This window comes from Fibrobacter sp. UWT2 (assembly GCF_900142545.1).
GTDB lineage: Bacteria > Fibrobacterota > Fibrobacteria > Fibrobacterales > Fibrobacteraceae > Fibrobacter.
In genome coordinates this window covers 190838-209352 of record NZ_FRBF01000003.1, presented here as the reverse complement: position 1 = coordinate 209352, position 18515 = coordinate 190838, and the positions used below count along the sequence as shown (strand labels likewise).

At 52.4% G+C, this 18515-nt stretch carries 11 protein-coding genes; 7 read left to right on the top strand and 4 right to left on the bottom strand.

Annotated elements, in window-relative coordinates; genetic code table 11:
• The first annotated feature begins 330 nt into the window (after window positions 1-330).
• The 3 genes from BUA40_RS03130 (at window position 331) to BUA40_RS03120 (ending at window position 2918) form a co-directional block, all read left to right on the top strand.
• Entirely contained in the window at window positions 331-951 is a 621-nt protein-coding gene (locus BUA40_RS03130; RefSeq protein WP_072798222.1) for a DUF6088 family protein, read from the top strand.
• Window positions 952-983: 32 nt separating this feature from the next.
• Window positions 984-1325, top strand: coding sequence for a HipA N-terminal domain-containing protein (locus tag BUA40_RS03125; RefSeq protein WP_255369183.1), 342 nt, complete (start codon window positions 984-986; stop codon window positions 1323-1325).
• 171 nt (window positions 1326-1496) lie between these two features.
• Entirely contained in the window at window positions 1497-2918 is a 1422-nt protein-coding gene (locus tag BUA40_RS03120; protein ID WP_255369182.1) for an endo-1,4-beta-xylanase, read from the top strand.
• Window positions 2919-3034: 116 nt separating this feature from the next.
• Here the strand turns inward: BUA40_RS03120 and alaS are convergent, their stop codons facing one another.
• On the bottom strand, window positions 3035-5680 hold the full coding sequence (alaS, locus tag BUA40_RS03115; protein ID WP_083585242.1) for an alanine--tRNA ligase: 2646 nt from the start codon (window positions 5678-5680) through the stop codon (window positions 3035-3037).
• Window positions 5681-5861: 181 nt separating this feature from the next.
• Between alaS and BUA40_RS03110 the strand changes: the two genes are divergently transcribed.
• From BUA40_RS03110 to BUA40_RS03100, 3 genes are all read left to right on the top strand, one after another.
• Complete coding sequence (locus tag BUA40_RS03110) at window positions 5862-7193, top strand: MATE family efflux transporter (RefSeq protein ID WP_072798220.1); 1332 nt, start codon at window positions 5862-5864, stop codon at window positions 7191-7193.
• A 95-nt stretch (window positions 7194-7288) separates the two neighbouring features.
• A complete protein-coding gene (locus BUA40_RS03105; RefSeq protein ID WP_255369181.1) occupies window positions 7289-7753 on the top strand; it encodes a hypothetical protein in 465 nt (154 codons plus the stop codon).
• A 2-nt stretch (window positions 7754-7755) separates the two neighbouring features.
• Entirely contained in the window at window positions 7756-8670 is a 915-nt protein-coding gene (locus BUA40_RS03100) for a biotin--[acetyl-CoA-carboxylase] ligase (RefSeq protein ID WP_072798214.1), read from the top strand.
• A 168-nt stretch (window positions 8671-8838) separates the two neighbouring features.
• On the opposite strand, the gene BUA40_RS03095 is transcribed toward BUA40_RS03100, so the two are convergent.
• Entirely contained in the window at window positions 8839-10617 is a 1779-nt protein-coding gene (locus BUA40_RS03095) for an endo-1,4-beta-xylanase (RefSeq protein ID WP_072798211.1), read from the bottom strand.
• 275 nt (window positions 10618-10892) lie between these two features.
• On the opposite strand from BUA40_RS03095, the gene BUA40_RS03090 reads away from it, so the two are divergent.
• Window positions 10893-12419 (top strand): PHB depolymerase family esterase, encoded by a 1527-nt coding sequence (locus tag BUA40_RS03090; RefSeq protein WP_072798209.1) that lies wholly within the window; start codon window positions 10893-10895, stop codon window positions 12417-12419.
• 346 nt (window positions 12420-12765) lie between these two features.
• On the opposite strand, the gene BUA40_RS03085 is transcribed toward BUA40_RS03090, so the two are convergent.
• Both BUA40_RS03085 and BUA40_RS03080 read right to left on the bottom strand, forming a co-directional pair.
• On the bottom strand, window positions 12766-16254 hold the full coding sequence (locus tag BUA40_RS03085) for a beta-galactosidase, LacZ type (protein WP_072798207.1): 3489 nt from the start codon (window positions 16252-16254) through the stop codon (window positions 12766-12768).
• A gap of 147 nt (window positions 16255-16401) precedes the next feature.
• Window positions 16402-18465, bottom strand: coding sequence for a family 43 glycosylhydrolase (locus BUA40_RS03080; RefSeq protein WP_143149676.1), 2064 nt, complete (start codon window positions 18463-18465; stop codon window positions 16402-16404).
• Window positions 18466-18515: the final 50 nt, after the last annotated feature.

Sequence of the window (18515 nt, the reverse complement as noted above, 5' to 3'; positions counted from 1 at the left end):
CATAGCGATGCACAGGCTTCCGCCAATGCATGCGTGAGCGTTCGCCTTGTTCTCGGGTTTGAAATTGTCTAGGTTTCAGTCGTGAGAACAAGAGACAAAACTCTTTATACTGATAATATAAGTAAATATGCGAGAAAAGCTGATGCTGAACCAACCCTGAAACAAGTTCAGGGAGACAATACGCCCAGAATGACGTATGGAAAGTTGATGCCGGATCAAATCCAGCATGACAAATCCACAGAGAATGTCAGAAAAAGCTGATGCTGCACAACCCCTATTGGCAAACGAATTTTAATTATATATATTAAATTCCGTTAATACGGAGTCAATATGCTTTTAGAATATTTAAAATCGAAATTTGGGCCAGGAAAGCCCATTTTTACGGAAGACGCCGAACCACTCGGACTTTCGGCAGGGAATCTACGTCAACAGTTAAAAAAGCTCGTTGATTCCGGCGAACTTTTTCGCTATGAACCCGGAGTCTATTTTCTGCCGGACCACAATCACGAATATTACCCGATTTCGTCAAATACGGTCGCTGAATATAAGTACATCACTAATGGCGATGAAATCTACGGCTATTATTCGGGCTACACCTTCGCAAATCAACTTGGACTGTGCTTACAAGTACCTTATAAAGAAGAAATCGTAACAAACAACGCAACAGCCATCGCACGCGAAGTTAAAGTAGGCAACATTCCGTTTTACATTCGTCGTGCCAAGGTCGCCGTAACCAAAGAAAATCGCAACGTTCTTCAACTCCTAGATTTGCTAAAGGATGTAGAAGAATACACCGATTATTGCAGTGAAGAGGAAGCTCCCGACATCATTCGCAGGCATATCCTGCGCAACAAAATTCTCCGCGCCGATGTGGATAAATACATCGAAAACTTCCCCCTAAAAACATACAAGTCTATCTACGATTTGAAACTTTACGATGTATTTGCATAATGACAAAATTACCCTGCAGGGGCGAGTCATTCATGATTAAAACGACTCACTACAAAATACGCAAGGCGCGGGTTCTCAAAAACTGGAAAACAGCAGGATACCTGCTAGCAAACAAAAGACGCATTGTATTTATCTACGACTGCAATTACCTCGCAACCGGAGGATCCTCCATCGCTATTGGATTCCCCAAGACACAAAGGATTTTTTCTTCGCGATACCTATTTCCCTTCTTTAGCGGACTCTTGCCCGAAGGAGAAAACCTAGCATACATCTGCAGGTGCTTAAAGCTCAACTCCAAGGACAAATTTGCCCTGCTTCTAGAACTTGCCCAAAACGAAACCATCGGCGATATCACTGTGCAAAAAGTCGAATAATACGCTGTCATTGATGCCAAAAAGAAACTAAAGCCCAATATAAAGAAAATCATCCTTTAAACGCTCAAAAACCGGAACTTTTGGTTTCGCTTTGTTTACATCTTTTGGGGCTATTTTTATTTATTTTATAAAATGAGTGATCGTGTGGGAGGTAAAGAAAAAGGAGTAGTAATGATGAGCAATCATTCCATTGCGGGCCTCGCTTTGTGCGCGACCCTTCTCGGCACGGGACTCACGAGCGCCTTTGCTGCAGATGAAACACTCAGGTCACTCGCAGATAAAAACAATATCTACATCGGCGCCATTCTGAACTCGCAGTGGTTTGGCGGTGGCCTCCCAGGCAACTACGAACAAATTCACAAGACACAGTTCAATATTGTCGTCGCCGAAAACGAGATGAAATTCGACGCCACCGAACCGAGCGAAAACCGTTTCAACTACAATAACGGCGACAAAATGGTCAAGTACGCAAAGCAGAACGGCATGCGTGTCCGTGGCCATGCCCTCGCCTGGCACAGCCAGGTTCCGAACTGGGTGAACAACTACAAGAACGACAAAAAGAAACTTCTCAGCGTGCTCAAGAACCACATCAACAACGTGGTCGGACACTGGAAAGGCCAGGTGGATGAATGGGACGTGGTGAACGAGGCCATCAGCAACAACGAACCCCAATGGCGTTCCTATTCCGTGTGGTACCAGGGAATCGGCCCCGAATTTATCGACTCCGCCTTCGTGTGGGCGCACGCCGCCGACCCCAATGCGGAGCTCTGCTACAACGACTACAACCTGGAACAGGGCGTCAACCCGAAAGCCAAGGCAGGCTTTTTGCTGGAACAGGTGAAGCGCTGGGTCGCAAACGGCATTCCTATTCATTGCGTGGGTTCCCAGACGCACGTGGAAGACACCACGACCGACAAGCACTTTATCGGTTCGCCGGACAGTCTCCGTTCCCTTGCCAAGGAACTTGCAAAACTCAATATCAAGCTGAAAATCACCGAACTCGATATCGGATTCAAGAGCGGCATCAACGTGAGCAAGAGCGATCTTGAACGCCAAGGCCAGACTTTCCGCCAGTACCTGGACATTATCCTTGAAGAACCGAATGCGGACACCTACCTGATTTGGGGCGTTTCTGATAAATGGAGTTGGCTTGGCGGCCTGAACAGGCAAAAGGGTCTCATTTACGACGACAACTTGCAACCGAAACCGGCATTCGACAGCATCTTGGTGAGACTTAAGACGTATGAACCGCCGCAGGATACGGTAAAGCAGGACACTACGAAAACCGACACGACTAAAACGGATACAACCAAGACAGACACCACCAAGACAGACACGACATCGAACGATTCTACCATCGCGATCAAGACTATCGCCAGCATGAGCAGCCTTTCGATGCACCTTTCTGACCGCACGCTGTTTATTGCAGGCGCCACCGCCGCCAAGGTCGACGTATTCGACATGCAGGGCCGCCCGGTATTCAGCGCGAAAAACGTGAAGGGTTCTATAGACTTGAAGATTGCCGAAGGCATGTACGTGGTTCGCGTGCGCGACGGTTCCAAGAGTCTGATGCAGAGATTTGTGATAAAGTAAAACGAGTGCGGCATTCCGCGAACTCAACCATATACAGAAAAGGCTGCGTTTTACCGCAGCCTTTCTTAAATGTTTTAGATCCTTCGAGGCTTCACCTCTCAGGATGACACTGGCAACTATGCGCCCAACTTAGCTCTAATCCAGTTGTTCGCGTTGGCGATAGCACCGGCAATCTTGTCGATTTCCTTGGTGCCGGCCTGAGCGCGGTCCGGACGTCCACCGCCGCGGCCACCGCAAGCAGCGGCGAGATCCTTCACCAGGTCGCCGGCCTTGATGCCCTTGGCCTGCACATCCTTGCCGACCAACACGGCGATGCTGCCAGAACCATTATCCTTGTTGGCAATCACGGCCACAGAATCGGTTGCAAGCTTGTTCTGAACGCCGTCGAGCAAGTTCTTGTACTTTTCATCCGGAATCGAGAGTTCGCGAACGTAGAGGTTCACGCCAGCCACGTTGATACCGCCGTTCAAGAGTTCGGCAGCGGCGAGCGTTGCAAGTTCCAGCTTCACGGACTGCAGGCTCTTTTCCAAGTTCTGCGTCTTGGCAAAGCTCTGCTGAATGCGATCGAGAACTTCGGCATCCTTGCAGCGGATCTGTTCGCGGAGGGCAGTCAAAATCTGCGTGCCGGCGCGGAGCAGCGAGAGCACGCCACGGCCAGAGACCGCTTCGATACGGCGCACGCCAGCGGACACGCTAGATTCAGAGATAATCTTCACGAGGCCGATGTTACCGGTATTCTGCACGTGCAAGCCACCGCAGAGTTCCTTAGAGAATTCTTCGTTAGCGCAACCCATCTTCACCACGCGGACTTCGTCGCCGTACTTTTCGCCGAACAGAGCCATAGCACCGCTGGCCTTAGCTTCGTCGACGCCCATCACCTGGGTGTTGACCGGCAGGCATTCCATCACCTTCGCGTTCACGATGTCTTCCACCTTCTGGATTTCTTCGGCGGTCATCGCGTTGAAGTGGCTGAAGTCGAAGCGGAGGAGTTCGTTCGAAACGAAGCTACCCTGCTGCTGCACGTGAGTGCCGAGCACCTGACGCAGCGCCGCCTGCAGCAAGTGAGTGGCGGAGTGGTTCTTGCGAATGTCGTTACGGCGGTCGTTGTCGACGGTTGCCATGAACACAGCACCCATCGTCGTTTCGTTAGCCGCACCCTTCTTCACCTTACCGCGGCAGAGGGCGGTATCGTTCACCTTCACGGTGTCGAACACGTCAATTTCGAGGTCGCCAGAAACGAGCGTACCCTTATCGCCGACCTGGCCACCCATTTCGGCATAGAACGGAGAAGTTTCAAGCACGATGCTGAGCACGCCCTTGTCTTCGCGCCAGCGAACAACCTTCGTTTCGCAAGCGGAGAGTTCGTAGCCCACGAACTTGGTGCTTTCTTCGCTGTACTGCGTCCAGCCTTCGGTACCCATCGTGTTGATGCCCTGCTTCATGTTGGCGCGGGCGCGAGCCTTCTGTTCTTCCATGCACTTCTCGTAGCCTTCTTCATCGATGAGGAGGCCCTTTTCTTCGGCGAGAATGCCAGTGAGGTCCGGCGGGAATCCATAGGTATCATACAGGAGGAACACCTTGTCGCCCGGAATCTTGTCGCCCTTCTTGAGTTCGGCGGAGATAGCGGCAAAGCGTTCGAGACCAGCGTCGAGCGTGCGGATAAAGCTTTCTTCTTCGCTCTTGATGACGCTAGCAACAAATTCCTTGCGTTCACGGATTTCCGGGAAGGCATCGCCCATCGTGTCGGCGAGCACCTGCACGAGCTGGCAAATAAACGGCTTCTTCTGACCGAGGAGGCGGGCAAAGCGGCTTGCGCGGCGGAGAATGCGGCGGAGCACGTAGCCACGACCTTCGTTGGAAGGAAGTGCGCCGTCAGCAATAGCAAAAGAAATGGCGCGGATGTGGTCAGCAATCACGCGGTGCGGAGTGCCGGCTTCGCCATCGTTATACGGAACGCCACTAAGTTCAGCAATCTTTGCGATGATCGGGGTGAACACGTCGGTGTCGTAGTTGCTGGTCTTGCCCTGCAGAATAGCGCAGATACGTTCGAAACCCATGCCGGTATCAACGTTCTTGGCCTTCAGCGGAATCAGGGAGCCGTCGCTCACGCGTTCGTACTGCATGAACACGTTATTCCAAATTTCAATATAGCGGTCGTTTTCGCCGTTCACGCCCTTGATCGGGTCCTTGAACGTTTCGGCCTGCGTAGCGAGGTCGCCGCGGTCATAGTGGATTTCGGAGCAGGGGCCGCACGGACCGGTATCGCCCATTTCCCAGAAGTTGGAGTGAGCATCAAAACGCATGATGCGGTCATCCGGAAGACCGGACACGTCCTTCCAAATCTGCCAGGCTTCGTCATCATCCTGGTACACGGTGGCGAACAGGCGTTCCTTCGGGAGCTTCCAAACTTCAGTCAGGAGTTCCCAAGCCCAAGAAATAGCTTCTTTCTTGTAGTAGTCGCCGAAGCTCCAGTTACCGAGCATTTCGAAGAAGGTGTGGTGGTAGTTGTCGCGGCCCACCACGTCAAGGTCGTTGTGCTTACCGGACACGCGAAGGCACTTCTGGCTGTTGCATGCGCGCTTCCAACCCTTCGGATTGTCGCCCAGGAAGATAGCCTTGAACTGGTTCATGCCCGCGTTCGTGAACATGAGCGTCGGGTCGTCATGCGGAACCACCGGCGAAGAACGCACAAAGAGGTGGCCCTTGGATTCAAAGAACTTGATGAAAGATTCGCGCACCTGCGCAGAAGTCATTGTAGGCATAATGTGTCCCTTTATTTTTTCGGGGGTAAATTTAGAAAATAGACGAGAGATAATAGACGAGAGACGAGAGAATATGACTAGAATAACGGACCGAAGGTTGTAAAAGCGCCCACGGCTGTATACAAAAAATATTCTTTTAGCCCTAGCCTTTAGATTTGAGCATTTCTAAAATTGGCGTCGTATGCAAGTGCAAGTCAAAGACCGCTCCTTATTGAGCCTTTCGTGGCCGTTGTTCATTACCTTCGGTATCGCGACCTGCCAGCCCATGATGGACAGCTGGTTTTTGTCGCGCACCTCCGAAACAGCGGCTGCGGGCGTGGGGGCATTAATGCCCGTCCTGGGCGCACTCTTTATGGCAATCAACGCCTTCGCCCAGGCAGGGGCGAGCATCGCCTCCCAATTCATGGGAGCAGAACGCCCCAAGCAAGCTGGCACCACCCAGACTATGGTGTTGTTGGGCAGCCTCTTGCTCGGTATCGCCATCACACTGGTCATTATCCCCCTGAACAACCAGATTGTGAGCTGGATGGGGCTTTCCGGCGAGGCCGCCCACCACGCCCGCGACTTTTTGCATGTCGTTTCCATAGGCTTTGCATTCAGAGCCCTGCAATCCTGCCTCACCTCGCTGATCGCTACCCACGGGCTTACTGTCTGGAACCTGCTCGGCAACATCATCACGATTATTTCGAACGCCATCATGAACGTCATCTTCTTGAACGGCTATCTCGGTTTTCCGCAGATGGGCGTGAAAGGCGTGGCGCTTGCCACCATGCTTTCTTGGCTGATTGCAGCAAGCATTCTGTTCATCATCTTGCGCGTCAAGGTTCACCACAAGATTCGCCGTACCGATTTCAAGCGTTCCCGCGTGATTTTGCCGGACTGGATTCGCATCGGATTCCCCGCCGCTGTTGAACCCGTCAGTTTCCAGATTTTCCAGGTGGTGTTGACCGCCATCGTGGTGCACTTGGGCATTATCGCCATGACCGCCCGCATCTTCAGTGCGAACTTCGCCATGCTTGCCGTGATTCTGAGCGTGGGTTTGAGTAGCGGCAACCAGATTCTCGTGGCCCACCTGGTGGGCGCTCACGACTTCGACAAGGCAAACCGCAGACTCCACCAGAGCCTTATCGCCGGTAGCGCCAGCGGACTTATCGTCGCAATCATCGTCGCTATTTTCGGCACCCAGTTGTTGTCTTTCTACACCAGCGACCCCGAAGTGATTCGCCTGGGCAAGCTCTGCCTTTGGTGCGACGTGATCTTGCAGCCCTTCAAGGCCGCGAATATGGTCATTACCTCGGCCTTGCGTGCTTCGGGTGACTCCAAGTTCCCCGCCATCGTGGGTTCTGCCATGATGTGGACCTGCGGCCTGGGCACCGCCCTTCTGCTCGCCTTCGGCCTAGAACTCGGTCTGGTCGGCATCTGGCTCGGCATGGCCGCCGACGAATTCTACCGTTCCATCGTCAACTACATCCGTTGGCGTGGCGGCAAGTGGAAACGCTACGGCGTAGTGTAAGTTCAAACGGGGCTAAACCCCATTTTAGCCCTCTTTTTATCACGCTTTTTTGCACATACCTTTCTTTTTTTATTTTTACATTGTATATTATAGGTATGTTCAATAAAGTAGCGCACAAGACTCTTCGTTTAATGAACACGGCAAGCCTTTTAGCCGTGTGTTTGCTTTGTAGTCTTGCCACCGGAGTCTGGGCCCAGGACGACTTGGACAAGCCCGTCAACGACGTAGAAGTGTTCCGCCCCGAAAAGCGCGACACCAAGGTGCAGCTGGTGGATTCCACCAAGAACAACGCCGTCACCTTGAACGTCGACATTTTTGCCGATGGCATGGTTGGTTCGTACTATATTCTGTGGGACGAAGTTGACCTTTCCGAAGACATCAAGAAGCAGATGACGACCCGCGATTTTGCCCGCGACGAATTCTTTATGCAGAATATCGACCGCGAACAGTTCGAACAGGAACGTCTGCTGCAGCTCTTCGAAGACAAGAAGAAGCAGTACTTTGCAATCTTCCCCGAAGAAGCGCTCAAGATGCTTGAAGACCAGCAGAAAGACCAGTAGGCATGTTTTCTCCCGAACGAAATTTTGTCGATTGGCAACTTTGCGGTTTCGGCAATTCGCCCGCATTTATCTTTGAATCTCTCGAAAGTACGCACAGCTTGATGAAGCAGCGAGCTGCCGCAGGCGAAATCGCAGGCGGCGCCCTTATTGTCGCCGACAGGCAAACAGCGGGCCGCGGGCGCCATGAGCGCACCTGGGCGTCTCCGGCCGGGCAGAACCTTTACTTCAACATTTTAATTTCCCTAGACGGCATTCCGCTCGCATCGGCACCGCAGATTACGCAGGTGGCCGCACTCACCTTTGCCGAAGTATTCAAGAGTCTGCAAGACGAATCGAACGCGCAGGGACTCGGCAACAAGAGTCTCGGGAAAGTTACTGTCAAGTGGCCGAATGACATTCTTTGCGGCAAGCACAAGTTCTGCGGAATTTTGGCTGAGGTTGTTTACGTGAAAAAACTGATGCCGAAACAAGTTCGGCATGACGTGAGTGGCCAAGTTCGGCATGACGTGAGTGTGCCGGCGGTGAGTATGGGTGTGGGGATTAACGTGAATAGCAGTCCGCTGGATTACGCGCACCTGGGCCGCGCCGTCACGACGCTGAAAGACATCTGCGGTCGAAGCATCAACCGCGAAAAGCTTCTGCAAATGCTCATCGGCAACCTTGAACGGGCAGTCGGACAATTCCGCGCCTTCGGCATTCGCCCGTGGGTCGCCGCGTGGAAGCGCATGGACCAATTCATAGGCGCTCGCGGAACAATCATCGTGAACAACCGCTGCACCGACGCAAACCGCGACAGCGGCGAAGGCGCCACCAAAAAGACCGGCAGCATCCTCGACATGCAAGACGACGGCAGCCTGCTCTTCAAATGCGACGACGGCTCCGTCGAAACAGTCTATTCCGCCGATTTGGAAATCTAAGCGAGCGGGCTTACGTGAGCCATAAAGCCCCAAGCGTTAAGCTGGGGCGGTGGCGAGAGCGTGCGCTCGGGGGACGTACTTATATGATTGGGCGCGAGCGGGCTCATAAACAACAAGTCCCGAAGCATTCGCTTCGGGGCCCGTTGTTTGGTGTATTGAGTACTCTAATTATCTCGTCACTCTTACAGACTGCATCTGGCCAGTGGTGCGGCTGCGCAGGTAGTAGATGCCGGAGCTCTTCACAGCGCTAGAGGACTGGAGGATTTCCTTGGCGGCATCGAAACCGTAGGCCGTGAGCACACCCATATGGACACCGTTCTGGTCGAACACGTGGTAGTCCTGACGAGCATTGTTGTCAAGCTTGACATTCTGCTGCACGATCATCGGATCGCCAGCATCACCCTTCACGAAGTTGATGTAGTCGATGTCGAAGTATTCCTTAGTCACATCCAAGCGGAGGATATGTTTGCCAGCAGTGAGAGTCACCTTCTTGCTTACGTCAGAGAAGCTGTCATAGCTAGTACCAGTGACTTCGAATTCAGCAACAACCTTGCCGTCGATAGAGAGCGTGAATGCGCCTTCGCCTTCGGTAGCGACAGAAGCCACTGCGGTGTAGTCGCCAGCTTCGGCAACGTTGATCGTGTATTCATACCAGTCGCCAGTGTTGTTGTAACCGAGAGCGATGCCAGTAGCCTTCTTGTAAAGGTCGGCACCGGTACCATCGCGGTAGTCGCTGTCGCCATGATTTTCACCATCGTCAGCGTAAGAAGCGTTGCTCGTACCGTCTTCGTTCTTGCCCTTACCCGGAATGTCGAAGTCTTCGACTTCAATCTTGCCCGGAACGGCGAGAGGTTCACCCTTGAACGGAGTCTGCGGTTCAGGTTCAACCGGGGTCACTTCGCCAGTGGCAAGACCAGTGGTATTTGCACCCTTGTTCTTGGAGAGGTAATCCTTCAGCCAAGTCATGGCCGGACGGTCCTTACCATCCCTGATGATACCGGAGTTACCGCCGGAGGTCCAAGTTGCACCGTAGATATAACCCCAAATGGTAATACCGGCGATGTGTTCATTTTCCATGAAGTAGGAGATCTGCTGAGAGTAGCAGTTCTTCTGGTCGTTATCGTCGTTACTAGCGATATCGTATTCAGAGATGAACAGCGGAATCTGAGTCTTGTTCCAAATTTCTTCAATAGTGCTCTTGAGCGTATTGATGTTCAAGCAGGAACCGCCACCACCCTGGCCACCGGCCTGACCGCCAGAAACCTGCATGTCGTGAGCCTGCAAGCCATAGGCATCCACCGGAGCACCGGCCTTTTTCAATTTCTGAATGAGGTCGATACCTTCATTCTTCTGCCATTGGACGGTGTTATAGTCGTTATAGATAAGGATTGCGTTCGGCCAACGTTTGCGAGCCATTCTGAACGCTTCGGCGACAAATTCATAGTTGCCGTTGTCACCACCGAGAGCAGCGATGATGTTATTGTTGCCCTGAGAGCCATAGTTGGAGTGGTACTTGCCACCAGACTTGATAGCTTCGTTCACCACGTCGATCATTTCGAGGTCGGGGTAATGTTCGGCCACCGCATCAAACCAAGCGGTAATCGCCTTCTTGGTTTCGTCGGTGCTAAGGCCATTGAGCCAGTTCGGGTACTGAGAGCCCCAAACCAAGGCGTGGAACTTGAAATGTCCGTTATTCTTTTTTGCCCAGTTGTAACAGGCATCGCAACCGGACCAATTGTAACGGCCGCGGGTTCCTTCGATAGAGGCCCACTTACATTCGTTTTCGGCGGTAATCTGGTTCCAGTAGGTACCAAAATCGCTTCGAACTTGGCCGCGGGTAGTAATGTTACCCAGGAATTTGGCGCCACCTTCTGCAAGCGGAGCCGCCTGAGCCATGGTTGCAAACGATGCAGCCAAGGCAATCGTAGAGAGAATTGTCTTCTTCATGAAACAACATCCTTTTTAATGTGTACCAACCAATGATAAATCTACCGCGAAAAAGGCCCGAAAGCCCCCCTTGGGCAAACAGTTCCATTGACAAAACGTCCAAGGGCAGGTAAACATTGAAAAACAAAGTCGTTTTAAAACGCTTTTTACACGGAAATGTGTAAGATTTATTCGTGGTTTCGCAAACTTTACGCAAAATATATTACATTTTAGCAATAAATGTGTAAATTTATTATGGAGTGAAAACAAAAGGGTATCATAAAAAAGGAGTATTTATGCGTAACCCCAAATTCGCAAGTATCGCTAGCCTGGCACTGTTCGGCTTGTTCAGCAGCCAGGCATTCGCCTGGAGCATTGACGGCGTGGTCAAATCCAAAGTTTCTGGCCGTTTGCTATCTGGTGTAAAGGTCAACACTTTTAACTTCGGCGGATTTGAAACCGTGAGCGCCGAAGACGGCACGTTCCACCTCAGCAGCGATGGCAACACCGGCATTGTCGCCAACGCCTACACCGCAAATATCGCCCTCCACATGGAAGGCAACACGCTCACCGTTTACAATGCGGACGCACGTTCCCTCACCGTGTCCGTAATCAACCCCTTGGGCAAAGTCCTCAAGAGAAGCAACATTGAAAACATCCAGGGAATCGTCTCCCTTGACTTGGGCAAGCTTGCAAAAGGCGCAAAGATTATCCGCGTCAACGCAGACAACCGCAACAGCACCTTTATGGTGACCGACAAGGGCGCCGTCAAGGCTCTCAAGAAAGAAGGCGACTTGTTGCCGATGCTCCAATTCGCGCTTGACGGCTACGCCAATTTTGTCTACCAGATGCAGAGCGAAACCGAGACCGGCGTGACCATCGAAATGGTAAGGCCCTCTGCCGACGCTTCTTCCAGCTCTGAAGCTATTGAACCGCCGAAATCTTCTAGCTCTCAACAGGTCGAACCGCCGAAATCTTCCAGCAGTGCCGGCAACGACGGACCTATCGTAGTTGATTGCTCCGGCAAGACTGCAAAGGTCGGAGATAAGCAAAACATGTCCGTGACCGTCGATGGCAAGCAGCGCACCTTTATTATGCACATTCCGAGTGCCTACAAGGGCGACAAGCCCGTACCGCTCGTTATTGACTACCACCCGATTGGCGGTTCCGGCAATGGCGAATTCGGAAGTTCTCCGTACAAGGCCAAGACTGACCCCGAAGGCGTAATCACGCTTTACCCGGACGGCACCAGCAAACCGGGTGGAATGGGTAACGGCTGGAACGTCGGCCCCTGCTGCTCCAACGACGACGACGTCAAGTTCTCTTACGCAATGATCGACAAACTCAAAGAAATCGCCTGTATCGACCCGCAGCGCATCTACGCAACCGGTTTCTCGATGGGTGGCGGCATGAGCAACCACGTGGCCTGTATGATGTCCGATGTCTTTGCAGCAGTCGCTCCGGCAGCTATGGACTTGAACAAGACCAACAGTGCACAGTGCAAGATGTCTCGTCCGATCTCTGTCATCAACTTCCGCGGCACAAACGACCCGGTCTGCCGTTACCAAGGTGGCGACAGTGGTTTCAATGACGGTTTGAACTTCCTCGGCGCCGAAGGCACCTTCAAGTTCTGGGCTGAAAAGAACGGCTGTACCGGGGCTCCGACCAAGAACGCCAATGGTTGCGACGAATACTCCAACTGCCAGGACGGCACGAAGGTTGTTCTCTGCACCAAGCAGGGCGGTGGCCACGACTACGGTGACGCAAGCATCGGCTGGCCGTTCCTGAAGCAGTTCACGCTCCCGGCAAGCTTCGTGAAGTAAGTTCTCTCTCACAAACGAATCTTAGTACTCCTAAGAATACCTCCTAAAAACCAACCAAACCAAAGAAGTTCCCGCCTCGGCAGGAACTTCTTTTATATACGCTACCAAAGACATACGAAAGCTCCAAAAGGTTTACCACTCTTTGGTCGCCCTTCGTTTCGACGACAAGCTTTTGCTTGTCGACTCAACTCGGCACTACTATAAGTTCCAATGCATTCTGAGAACTCCAAAAGGTCAACCACATTTTGTTTTTGTTTATTATAAGGAAACGCCCCGGAAAATTTCCGGGGCGTTCATTGCATGGGGTGTGGAGTTTCGGGGTCCCGGATCAAGTCCGGGATGACAATTACTTTACGTTGATGCGATAAGCCGTACCCGTCTTAGTTTTCACCAAGTAAGTACCTGAGCGCTTGACCGCGGCCGTTGTCTTGGCCTGCAAATCTTCGATACCAACTGTCGTAAATTTAGCAACAAGTCGGCCCTGCATGTCAAACACACTGTAGTCGCGGACTGCATTATTTGCCATTTTTACGCTACCCGGCAGAATCGGGGTCCGACCTTCGGTTTCCTCATTGGCTTCTTCGGTAATATCCTTGTCCGGCTGGTTTTCGTAAATCTTCTTGATTTCTGTTTCGCCGTACTTAGCCGGGGCGATTTCCTTGTTCCAGCCAAAGTTCCTGAAGCCAAGCAAGGAGTATTCGGTCGGGTCGTTCAGCTTTTGGCGAATCGGAGCCAGGCGGAAGGTGTGAGAATATTCGCGGTTAGCCTTGAGCAGGTACGCATCGAGCGGCTGGGCACCCCAGGAATTGATACCGCCAACGCCCATCTGGTGCAAGTCTACGCGGAGCGTAATGTCCTTGTCACGCTTGAGTTCCCACGGGAGCTTTACGTTGGAAAGCTGTTCCGGAGTGTAATGCTGGGCGCTGAATTCCATGCGCGGGTTACCCACAATCATCAGGCCCTTGCCGTCGTTGTTGGTGAGCGTTGCCCACTTGACGTCGGTGCGCTGGCCGGTTTCGCCGATTTCCATGTACTTGATTGTCATAGAATCGGCGAGCGTAGAATAGAGACCCATGAAGCTTCCGCGGTTACGGCCAATGTAGTTTTCGTCGGGGCCGCGACCAAACCAGCGGACCTTTTCGTAGCCGCCCGGCACGGTAAAGATTGTACCCACGTTCGGCAAGTAGCTCTTGGAGCCATCGGGATTGAGCGTGTAGCTCACCACGATATCGCCGCTACCGTACACGTAGTAAGTCATCTTCATCTTGGTGCTGCCCACGTCGGGGAACGTGAAGTTGAAGGTCACCTGGGTTTCTTGCTGAGAAACTTCCTTGACTTCGGAGGTCACGTTGCGCTTCAGGCTTGCCTTACGCCATTCGCCATGACCCTTTTCCATATTGAAGCCCTTGTCGTTGTCAATCGGAGCGCGCCAGAAGTTCGGAATACCGCCGTTCTTGATAATGGTATCGTTACCGAGAACATAGCTTGCAAGCGTACCGTTCTTTTCGTCGAAGCGAATCTTGAAATCTTTGCCCTCGATTTCGAGGCCGTTCGCCTTGTTCACCTTGTAAGTCGGCAAGGTGCTGATATCGATTTCAGTAGACCAGAGCTGGCCCAAATCAATGCCGAACTGTTCGTGGGCAATGCTATAGCCGGCCTTAGCCCAGAGTTCATCGTTCTTGAGGCGGAAATCGAGATCCAAGAAGTACTCGGCACCAACTGTGGTTTCGATTTTCGGCATGTCAATCGTGATTTCTTTCTTTTCGTTCGGGCCAACGTTCATCTGCGAACCGCTCAGTTTGCCCTCCTTGATGACCTTGCCGTTTTCCTTGATAGACCAGTAGCCATCGAGGAAATCTCCCAGGTTCTTATAGAGGTAGCGGCTTTCAATCTGAATCTTGCCCTTGGCGGCGTCAACGTTCTTGACGCGGACCTGAGCGTACTGATACTTGACTTCCCAAATTTCGGGCTGCAAGGCGCGATCGGGGAACACGAGGCCGTTGGCGCAGAAGTTGTCATCGTTCTGCCAGTCGCCCCACATGCCGCCGAATTCAAAGTACGGCGTACCCTTATGGCGCAGGCCCTGGTCAATGAAGTCCCAAATAAAGCCACCGAAGCTGCGCGGGTTGCCGTAGAAGGCATCCATGTATTCCTGCAAGTCGCCCACAGAGTTACCCATGGCGTGTTCGTATTCGCAAAGCATAATCGGCTTGTTGGCGTCTTTATAGTTACGCACGGCGTCGGGGCCATAGTACATCCAGCTGTTCACATCGGCGTTATTCCAGTCGCCTTCGTAATGCACAAAGCGGGTGGAGTCAATCTGGTGGGCACGTTCACGTTCAGAGGCAAATACGTTACCGTTACCGGCTTCGTTACCCAAAGACCACAGAATAATGCAGGGGTGGTTCTTGTCTCGCTGCACCATGGAATTCATACGGTCCACAGCGGGGGCACGCCAGTCGTCGCTATTCTTGGGCAAGCTGCCGTTTGCACCATGGCTTTCGACGTTTGCTTCGTCAATCACATAAATACCGTACTTGTCGCAAAGATCGTACATGTAGGGGTTATTCGGATAGTGCGACATACGCAGCGCGTTAATGTTAAAGCGCTTCATGAGAATCACGTCTTTTTCCATGCGATCGTATGTAACCGCGCGGCCGTTATCCGGGTCGAGTTCATGGCGGTCAACACCATGGAATTTCACCGGCATGCCGTTCACGTACAGGCGCGGAGCACCGTTGTCCTTCTTGATTTCAATCTTGCGGAAACCGATCTTGTTGCTTTCGACCTGAATCACCTTGCCGCTAGCATCTTTAATGGCAAGCACCGCCGTATAAAGGTTCGGCGTTTCGGCAGACCAGCGGTCCGGCTTTGTAATCGGGAGTTCAAAGTGCACGCTCTTTTCACCCTTCGAACCAATGCCAGAAACCTTCTGTGCCGACGGGGAAATCACTTCGGTACCTTTGTCGTTGTACAGGGAAAGTTCCACAGTGAATTCGCTGGAAGCCGAGCCCGTAGAATTGTAAATCCAGGCTGTCGTCTTCAGCAAGCCATCGGTATAGTTGTTCGTGAGCGTCGCATCGATCTGGAAATCCTGAATATGCACTTCAGGGACTGCATACAGGTACACATCGCGGAAAATACCGGCGAGACGAATGAAGTCCTGGTCTTCGAGCCAAGAACCATCGCACCAGCGGAACACCTGAACAGAGACGTTGTTTTCGCCTTTGCGCAAGTACTTGTTGATATCGAATTCATGGTCCGTAAAGGTGTCTTCGGCGTAGCCTACGTAGTTGCCGTTCACCCAAACGTAGTAGGCAGATTCCACACCTTCAAAGTGCAGGCGAATGCGTTTGCCGCTCCACTTTTCGGGAATGGTGAAGTTACGGCGGTAATGGCCCACCGGGTTAAAGTTGGTAGGGGCTGCAGGTGCAGACACGTTATGGGTCTGCGCCCACGGGTAAACCACGTTGGTGTAAATCGGGTGGTCGTAACCAAACAGCTGCCAAGATGACGGCACCGGAATTTCGTTCCAGCCGGACACATCGTAGTTGTCTTTGTAGAAATCGTTATTGCGCTGGGCAGGCTTTTCAACATGGAAAAATTTCCACTTACCCGAAAGTGTCTGGTACCACTCAGAAGCGTGGCGGTCACCCTTCACGGCCTCTTCGACCGTAGAGTACGGCATAGACGTGACGTGCGGCGTAAGCGCATTCACCGCAAACACACGCGGTTTGCCGTTCCATTCATCGTTGGGCTGAGCATTTGTAGTGGAAGCCAACGTAGCGCAAAGGGCTGCGCACGTAACAGCAAACGAAACCAAGAAGTTTTTCATAAGAAACCTCACTTAATCATTCACACCAATAAGAAAAATATCTTTTATACAACAAAAAAGAACTCCCTTTTAGGGAGTTCTCGTTGACAAGTTGTCAACGCCTATTTCGGAGCAAAGCTGATTCCGAACCTAGTTCGGAATGACGTTCTAGCGGACTTGCACGCGGAGGGTCTTGTTCAGGCCCACGGCACGCAAGATGTACATACCGCTTGCGAACCCAGCATTCTTAAGGGTTGCAGCCATGTTCGCACCGGATTCTACGCGACCGAGGAACTTGCCGGTGGTGCCGAACACGTTGTAAGACGCTGTCTGCGGGGCAAGCTTTACGTTCTTCGCAATAGAAGTCGTGGTGTCGTTCGGATCGGTAAACTGAATCCAGTCAACATTCAAGTAACCGCCGGTAATCAAGAGCTTGAGCACATGTTCGCCCTTCTTGAGCTCTGCGGAACCGATTTCCACTTCCTTGTACGTAGTCCATACGCTGTCGACCTTCGGAGCCACCACCGATTCGGTAATTTCCTTGTCGTCAATGAACAGCTGCATTGCAGAAGTTTCGAAGGCGGTCGCCACATTCGCCGTAATGTCGTACTTGGCATCCGCCGTGACATTGATGGTGTACTCCACCCATTCGCCATCGTTCGTGTAACCGATAGCATAGCCCGCACAGGCGGCGTCGCCGCACTTGGAATCACTAATGTCAACCACATCGACTTCGTCTTCGCGGTAGGCCTTGCCCTGGTTTTCGCGGTCGTTGTCGTAGAAGGCCTTATTGTGGCCGCCCACGTCGTAGTTTTCGGCTTCGATCTTGCCCGGAATCTTTGCAGCCACTTCCTTGTAAGGAGTCTGCGGCACAGCGGTCTTTTCGCTTTCCATGTACCAGTAGTCAAAATCGAACCCGCCCTGCTTTACCACGAAGAACAAGTCATCGACGCCTGCGGCATCAGTCAAGTCGAACGAATTTTCTTGCCAGGCAGAACTAGACGGAATATTCATTGTAGCAAGGAGCGCACCGTTTTCGGAGCCGGCATGGAGTTCAAGCTTACCGCCGTTGCCCCTAGTGCAAACGATAATGCGGTCGGCACCGTCGCCCATGTCAACAGAGCGCACCTTGGTGTAGAAGCTGTTACCCATATTGGTCAGGTAAACCGCACCGTTTTGAGCCTTCACATGTTCGATGATGGTGTAGCCGCCCGACGTATTGACAGTCATGCCACCAACCCAAGACTTGGTCTCGGCTTCCACGCGCACGAACGGGTCAAGGTTCTTGATGGGCTTCACGACGCCATTGTTGGTAGCGCGGATAGTGGGAATGGTACCGTCGGCATTCCAGGTGAATTCTTCAATTGCGGTAGAACGGCTGTAGCCGCCACCCTTCACGTTCTTCTGGTTGTGATAGAAGAAGAAGCTGCGGCCCTTGAAGTCGACAATGCCGGAGTGAACGGTGAACGCGGCACCCGGTTCGCTTTTCGGCATAATGACGCCCTTGTAGGTCCAGGGACCCGTCGGGGAATCACTCCAGGAATAGTCAATGGATTCGGGAATGCCACCGGCGGCGTAAATCATGTAATATTTTTTTCCGCGCTTGTGAATCCATGGGCCTTCGGTATACTTGCCGTTAAAGGTGCTCATGTCGGAGACCTTGATTTCGCTTGCGCATTCAATCATGTTCTCCTTGAGGGGGCAGTAATAAAGCTTGGGGTTACCCCAGTAAAGCCATGCCTGGCCATCGTCGTCAATAAATACGGTGGGGTCGATGTAGTCCCAGTTGGGGCCCGCCAAATGTTTGCCGTTCAGGGCATCCTTGAAGGGGCCTTCCTTCTTGTCGGACACACCCACGTTAATGGCGCGGCCGCCGCGGGTGGATTCCACGGTCACGTAATAATAGTACTTGTCATTGCGGCGAATGCATTGAGAAGCCCAGTCGCCGTTTTTCTTGGCAGAACCGTTGAAGTCACCCGCTTCCAGAATGAGGGTGTTCATGTCGGTCCAGTTCACCATATCCGTGGTGCACGATACGCGCCAGCCGTGCATCGTAAAAAAGCTACCGCCCTCGTCGTTGCCGGAATAGGTGCAAAGCGTATCGCCGAACACGACAGGCGCCGGGTCCGGAGAATAATATGTCTGGATAAGCGGGTTTTCGGCCATGGCCTGCGTGCAGAGCCCGAAACCAACCAAGGCAACAGCCGCCTTAATACTCTTCGCAAACATCATATTTCATCCCTTTACGCCCCCACAGGAGCGATTTTCTTTACTCACCCATC

Bases quoted from the DNA above. Each gene is read 5' to 3' on its own strand.
- BUA40_RS03130 (WP_072798222.1), top strand. From the start codon at position 331: ATGCTTTTAGAATATTTAAAATCGAAATTTGGGCCAGGAAAGCCCATT.
- BUA40_RS03125 (WP_255369183.1), top strand. From the start codon at position 984: ATGATTAAAACGACTCACTACAAAATACGCAAGGCGCGGGTTCTCAAA.
- BUA40_RS03120 (WP_255369182.1), top strand. From the start codon at position 1,497: ATGATGAGCAATCATTCCATTGCGGGCCTCGCTTTGTGCGCGACCCTT.
- alaS (WP_083585242.1), bottom strand. From the start codon at position 5,680: ATGCCTACAATGACTTCTGCGCAGGTGCGCGAATCTTTCATCAAGTTC.
- BUA40_RS03110 (WP_072798220.1), top strand. From the start codon at position 5,862: ATGCAAGTGCAAGTCAAAGACCGCTCCTTATTGAGCCTTTCGTGGCCG.
- BUA40_RS03105 (WP_255369181.1), top strand. From the start codon at position 7,289: ATGTTCAATAAAGTAGCGCACAAGACTCTTCGTTTAATGAACACGGCA.
- BUA40_RS03100 (WP_072798214.1), top strand. From the start codon at position 7,756: ATGTTTTCTCCCGAACGAAATTTTGTCGATTGGCAACTTTGCGGTTTC.
- BUA40_RS03095 (WP_072798211.1), bottom strand. From the start codon at position 10,617: ATGAAGAAGACAATTCTCTCTACGATTGCCTTGGCTGCATCGTTTGCA.
- BUA40_RS03090 (WP_072798209.1), top strand. From the start codon at position 10,893: ATGCGTAACCCCAAATTCGCAAGTATCGCTAGCCTGGCACTGTTCGGC.
- BUA40_RS03085 (WP_072798207.1), bottom strand. From the start codon at position 16,254: ATGAAAAACTTCTTGGTTTCGTTTGCTGTTACGTGCGCAGCCCTTTGC.
- BUA40_RS03080 (WP_143149676.1), bottom strand. From the start codon at position 18,465: ATGATGTTTGCGAAGAGTATTAAGGCGGCTGTTGCCTTGGTTGGTTTC.